At 68.5% G+C, this 273-nt stretch carries 1 protein-coding gene; it reads left to right on the top strand.

Annotated elements, in window-relative coordinates; translation table 11 throughout:
• Positions 1-236: ferredoxin (locus tag WA788_RS35810; protein WP_335984724.1), on the top strand; the 236-nt coding region annotated here is incomplete at its 5' end.
• Between the last annotated feature and the right edge of the window lie 37 nt (positions 237-273).

The raw sequence follows: 273 nt of genomic DNA, 5'->3' as shown, positions 1-273 counted from the left end.
TGCAGATCGGTTTCACGACAAGGGGACGGTTCACTGTGGAAGTTCAGATCGACTCCGGGCGCTGCCAAGGACACGGCCGCTGCTACGACATGGCCCCGGGCGTGTTCGGCGAGGACGTCGAGGGCTACGGCGAGGTTCCCGGCGACGGCACCGTGGCACCGGGCGAGGAGCGTCAGGCCCGTCTCGCGGTCGCGAGTTGCCCCGAGCGGGCGATCACCCTGATCGAGGGGGCGTGACGTGACCGCCGACGATCGCTTCACCAAGGACTTCCGG

Origin of the sequence: Streptomyces sp. CA2R106 (genome assembly GCF_037034245.1) — a bacterium.
Taxonomy (GTDB): domain Bacteria; phylum Actinomycetota; class Actinomycetes; order Streptomycetales; family Streptomycetaceae; genus Actinacidiphila.
The sequence above is the reverse complement of the archived record's forward strand: the minus strand, read 5'-3'. Positions and strand labels throughout refer to the sequence as shown.